This is a genomic window from Streptomyces sp. NPDC002870 (genome assembly GCF_042888505.1).
Lineage (GTDB): Bacteria > Actinomycetota > Actinomycetes > Streptomycetales > Streptomycetaceae > Streptomyces.
This window is the reverse complement of record NZ_JBIAPW010000077.1, coordinates 1-5320: the sequence shown is the minus strand read 5'-3', so window position 1 is coordinate 5320 and position 5320 is coordinate 1. Positions and strand designations below refer to the sequence as shown.

2 protein-coding genes are annotated in these 5320 nt (G+C 72.2%); both read left to right on the top strand.

Translation table 11 applies throughout. The annotated features are described in order from the left end of the window. Positions 1-4344 (top strand): SDR family NAD(P)-dependent oxidoreductase (locus ACFYWY_RS38025; protein WP_389196044.1); only part of this gene is annotated, 4344 nt, incomplete at its 5' end. A 68-nt stretch (positions 4345-4412) separates the two neighbouring features. After that, the coding region (locus ACFYWY_RS38020) for a beta-ketoacyl synthase N-terminal-like domain-containing protein (protein ID WP_389196041.1) at positions 4413-5320 on the top strand (908 nt) is incomplete at its 3' end.

Genomic DNA, 5320 nt, shown 5'->3' with positions numbered 1-5320 from the left:
GTCGACTGGGAATCCGGCGCCGTCCACCTCCTCACCGAACACACCGACTGGCCCACCCTCAACCGCCCCCGCCGCGCCGCCATCTCCTCCTTCGGCATCAGCGGCACCAACGCCCACATCATCATCGAACAAGCCACCGAACCCCACCCCCCCACACCCACCAAGGACCTCACCACCCCCGCCCTTCCCGTCGTGCCGTGGCTCCTCTCGGCCAGAAGCGGGGAAGCGCTGCGTGCTGGGGCTCGGCGGTTGCTCCGGTACGCCGAAGCGCACCCGGAGCTGACGATCGCCGACATCGGCCGGTCGCTGGCGACCACCCGGGCGCTGCACGACCACGCGGCGGCCGTCGTCGCCGCCGACCGGGGTGCGTTCCTCGATGGGCTGGAGGCGCTGGCCGGGGGCCGGCTCTCGCCCGCCGTTGTCCACGCGGGCCCGGCGCACCGGGGCAAGACCGCGTTCCTGTTCAGCGGCCAGGGCTCGCAGCGTCTCGACATGGGCCGTGAGCTGTACGCGTCGTCCGCGCTGTTCGCTGCCGCGCTGGACGAGGTGTGCGCACATCTGGACCGTGAACTCGTCCGCCCGCTCAAGACTGTGCTGTTCGCTCCGGAGGGGTCAGCCGATTCGGCGCTGCTCGACCAGACAGCGTTCACCCAGGCCGCCCTGTTCGCCTTGGAGACCGCGCTGTTCCGGCTGGCCGAACATTACGGTCTGCGGCCGGACTTCCTGCTCGGCCACTCCATAGGCGAACTCACCGCCGCCCATCTGGCGGGTGTGCTCGACCTGCCGGACGCCTGCCTCCTGGTCGCCGAGCGGGGCCGGCTCATGCAGGCCGCCCGGGAGGGCGGCGCCATGGCCGCGGTGGAGGCGGCCGAGGACGACGTGCGCGCCTCGCTCGCCGCATACGGGGACACCGTGTCGATCGCCGGGGTCAACGGCCCGCGTTCGACCGTGATCTCCGGTGACGCGCCGGTGGTCGACGAGATCGCCGCGTACTGGCGCGAGCAGGGCAGCCGGACCAAGCGGCTGCCGGTCAGCCACGCCTTCCACTCGCCGCACATGGAGGAAGTCCTCGACGAATTCCGCACCGTCGCCGAGGGGCTCACCTTCCATCCGCCGCGTATCCCGGTGGTCTCCAATGTCACCGGCGAGTTCGCGACCACCGAACAGCTGACCTCGCCCGACTACTGGGCCCGGCACATCCGTGAGGCGGTGCGGTTCCTCGACGGTGTGCAACTCCTGGAGGCGCACGGGGTCACCGAGTGGCTGGAGCTGGGCCCGGACGGGGTACTGTCCGCGCTGGTGCAGGAGTCCCTTACCAGTGACGCCGGTTCGCTCGCCCCCACACTGCGCAGGAACCTTCCCGAGGACCGAGCCTTCTCCGCCGCTGTCGGCGCGCTCGCCGCGCGGGGCGTCGCCCTGGACTGGGACGCTGTGTTCCCGGGAGCCCGTACCGTCGCGCTGCCCGGCTATGCCTTCCAACGGCAGCGGTACTGGCTGGACGAGCCGTTCACCGTCGGGGACGCCGCCGGATTCGGTCTGACCGCCGCCGACCACCCCCTGCTCGGCGCCGCCGTCGCCCTGGCCGACCGTGACGAGCACCTGTTCACCGGCCGGCTGTCCCGCCGCACGCATCCGTGGCTGGCCGACCACACCGTCGCCGGTGTCGTCCTCGTCCCCGGTACGGGACTGCTGGAGCTCGCCCTGCGGGCCGGCGAACAGCTGGGCGCCGCGGGGGTGGAGGACCTGACCCTGGCCGCGCCTCTGGTTCTGCCCGAACAGGGTGCCGTGCAGCTGCAGTTGGTCGCCTCGGCCGCCGACGCGGCGGGCGGCCGCACCCTGCAGATCTACTCGCGACCCGCCGACGGCACGGGTGAGGAGGACTGGACGCTCCACGCCCACGGCAGGATCGGCGCGGACATCGGCACCACGGCCGAGCACCTGACGGCCTGGCCACCGGCCGGTGCCGACGAAGTCGATCTGGCGGACGTGTACGAACGGCTCGCCGAGCGGCAGTACGACTACGGCCCGGCATTCCGCAACCTGCGCCGGCTGTGGCGGGCCGACGGCACCCTCTACGCGGAGGTCGCCCTGGGCGAAGACCAGCGGTCGGACGCCGACCGGTTCACGGTCCATCCGGCGCTGCTCGACGCCGCGCTGCATCCTCTGCTGCCCGGGGTCGTCGACGGTTCCGACGGATCGTGGCTGCCGTTCTCCTGGTCCGGGGTCGAGGTGAGAGCCACCGGCGCCTCCACGCTGCGTGTCAGGCTCGCCTTCACCGGCGCCGGCGCCGACTCGCCGACGGTCGCGCTGACCGTGGCCGACAGCAGCGGCGCACCGGTCGCCGCCGTCGAAGCGCTCGTCCTGCGGCCGCTGTCCGCACAGACCCTGCGGGCGGCCGGGACGGTCGCCGGTGACGGGCTCCTCAAGGTCGACTGGACGCCGCTGCCCGACGGCCGTACCACCGCGGACCTGACCGGCTGGGCCGTGCTCGGTGACGCGTTGATCGACGGTCTCGGGCTGCCCGAGGGGCCGGTGCGGCGGTACGCCGATGCCGACGCGGTCGCCCGCGCGATGGACGAGGGCGCTGACGCGCCGTCCGTGCTGCTTGTCCCGTGCCTCCCCGGCTCGGTGGGCCGTGGTGACCTGCCGGGTGTGGCCCGCGGGGAACTGCACCGGGTTCTGGCGCACGTCCAGCGACACCTCGCCGACGAGCGCTTCGCCGGGACCCGGCTGACCGTGGTGACCCGCAGTGCGGTCGCCGCGGGACCGCAGGACGACGTGAGAGACCTGGTCCACGCCCCGGTGTGGGGTCTACTGCGCTCCGCCCAGACCGAGAACCCCGGACGTGTGCTGCTCATCGACACCGGGCATGCCGAAACGGCGCCGGCTCTGCTCGCGCAGGCCGTGGACAGCGGTGAGCCGCAGACGGCGGTGCGCGGTGGACAGGTGCTCGTTCCGCGGCTGGCGCGTTCCGGGCCCGCAGCGGAGGCCGGCACCGCGCCGGACGGCACCGTCATGTGGGGAGACGGCACGGTCCTGGTGACCGGCGCGACCGGTGTCCTGGGCACCGTGCTCGCCCGGCATCTGGTGGTGTCGCACGGGGTGCGGCGGCTGCTGCTGGTGAGCCGCCGCGGTCCCGACGCGCCGGGCGCCGACGACCTCGTCGCAGAACTGACCGGACTGGGAGCCGAGGTGTCGCTCGCCGCGTGCGACGTGGCGGACCGGAACTCACTCGCCCAACTGCTGAACGGCTTCTCACCCGAGCATCCACTGACCGCCGTGATCCACACCGCGGGCATCCTCGACGACACCACCATCGAAGGCCTCACACCCGAACGACTCGACGCCGTACTGCGGCCCAAGGTCGACGCCGCCTGGCATCTGCACGACCTGACCCGCGACATGAACCTCACCGCCTTCATGCTCTACTCGTCCGTCGCGGGCCTGCTCGGCACGGCAGGCCAGGGCAACTACGCCGCCGGCAACACCTTCCTTGACGCGCTCGCCGCGCATCGCCGGGCTCAGGGTCTGGCGGGCGTCTCCCTCGCCTGGGGACTGTGGGGCGGCGCGGACGGCATGGGCGGCGCCCTCGGCGAAGCCGACCTGCGCCGCCTGGGCCGCTCCGGTCTGCTTCCTCTGGCCGTCGACGACGCGCTGGATCTGTTCGACGCGGCACCCGCCACGGGTGAGTCCGTCCTCGCCGTGACCCGCCTGGACACCGGTGCCCTGCGGGCATCCGGAGCCGAGATCCCGCCGCTGATGCGCGGCCTGGTGCGCACCGCGCCCAGGCGGCGTACGGTGGCGGCGTCCGGTGGCTCGGACGGGACGCCCAGCCTGGCCGAGCGGCTCGCCTCTCTGTCCCCCGCCGAACGCGACCGGATACTGGTCGACCTGGTGCGCGGCCGGGTGGCCGCCGTGCTCGGCCACTCGGACCCCGGCGCGGTCGACGCCGACCGGGCCTTCCAGGAGATGGGCTTCGACTCGCTGACCGCGGTCGAACTCCGCAACCAGCTGAACACCGAGACCGGGCTGCGGCTGCCGACCACGCTGGTCTTCGATCACCCGAACCCGGGAGCTCTCGCGGCGTATCTGCGAGGACAGCTCGGTGCCGAGGACCTCACGCCCGACGCGCCCGTCCTGGCCGACCTCTCCCGGCTCAAGTCGGCCATCGAGAGCGCCTCTTCGGACGCCGACGCGTACGCCCGGATCACCGTCCGGCTGCGTGAGCTCCTCGACGCGGCAGACATGGCGAGCGGTGGCGTCGGTGTCGACGGTGCGTCGCAGGACGATCTCACCTCCGCCACCGACGAGGAGCTCTTCGCCCTGTTCGACGAGCTCGACTGAGCACATGACCGGCGCTTCCGCTGCACCTGAGGCCATAGACCGTACAAGATCTGGGAGTTGAGAGAACCATGGCGGGCGAGGACCAGCTTCGCGACTACCTCAAGAAGGCCATAGCGGAGGCCCGTGACGCGCGCAGACAGCTGCGCGAAGTCGAAATCCGGCAGCGCGAGCCGATCGCGATCGTCGGCATGGCGTGCCGGTACCCGGGCGGGGTGTCCTCGCCGGAGGATCTGTGGCAACTGGTCATGGAGGGCAGGGACGCGATCAGCGAGTTCCCGGTCAACCGCGGGTGGGACCTGGACACTCTGTACGACCCGGACCCGGAGAAGACCGGCACCTCCTACGGCCGCGAGGGCGGCTTCCTCCATGACGCGGACGCCTTTGACCCGGAGTTCTTCGGGATGTCGCCGCGTGAGGCGACCGCGATCGACCCGCAGCAGCGGCTGCTCCTGGAAACGGCGTGGGAGACGTTCGAGAACGCCAAGCTGGACCCGGCCGCCCTGCGCGGCTCGCGCACCGGCGTGTTCACCGGAGCGATGTACAACGACTACGGTTCCCGGCCGCACCTGCCCCCGGAGGGCTTCGAGGGCTATCTGTTCAGCGGCAGCGCCGGCAGCATCGCCTCGGGCCGGTTGTCGTACACGTACGGGTTCGAGGGCCCGGCGATCACCGTCGACACCGCATGCTCGTCGTCACTGGTCGCCCTGCATCTGGCGGCCGGCTCTCTGCGCTCCGGAGAGTGCGACCTCGCCCTCGCCGGCGGCGTCACCGTCATGTCCACCCCCGTCGCCTTCGTCGAGTTCTCCCGGCTGCGCGGCCTCGCGGCCGACGGCCGCTGCAAGTCCTTCTCCGCCGACGCCGACGGCACCGGCTGGTCCGAAGGTGTCGGCCTGCTCCTGGTCGAGCGGCTCTCCGACGCCCGGCGCAACGGCCACCAGGTCCTCGCAGTAATCAAGGGCAGCGCCATCAACCAGGA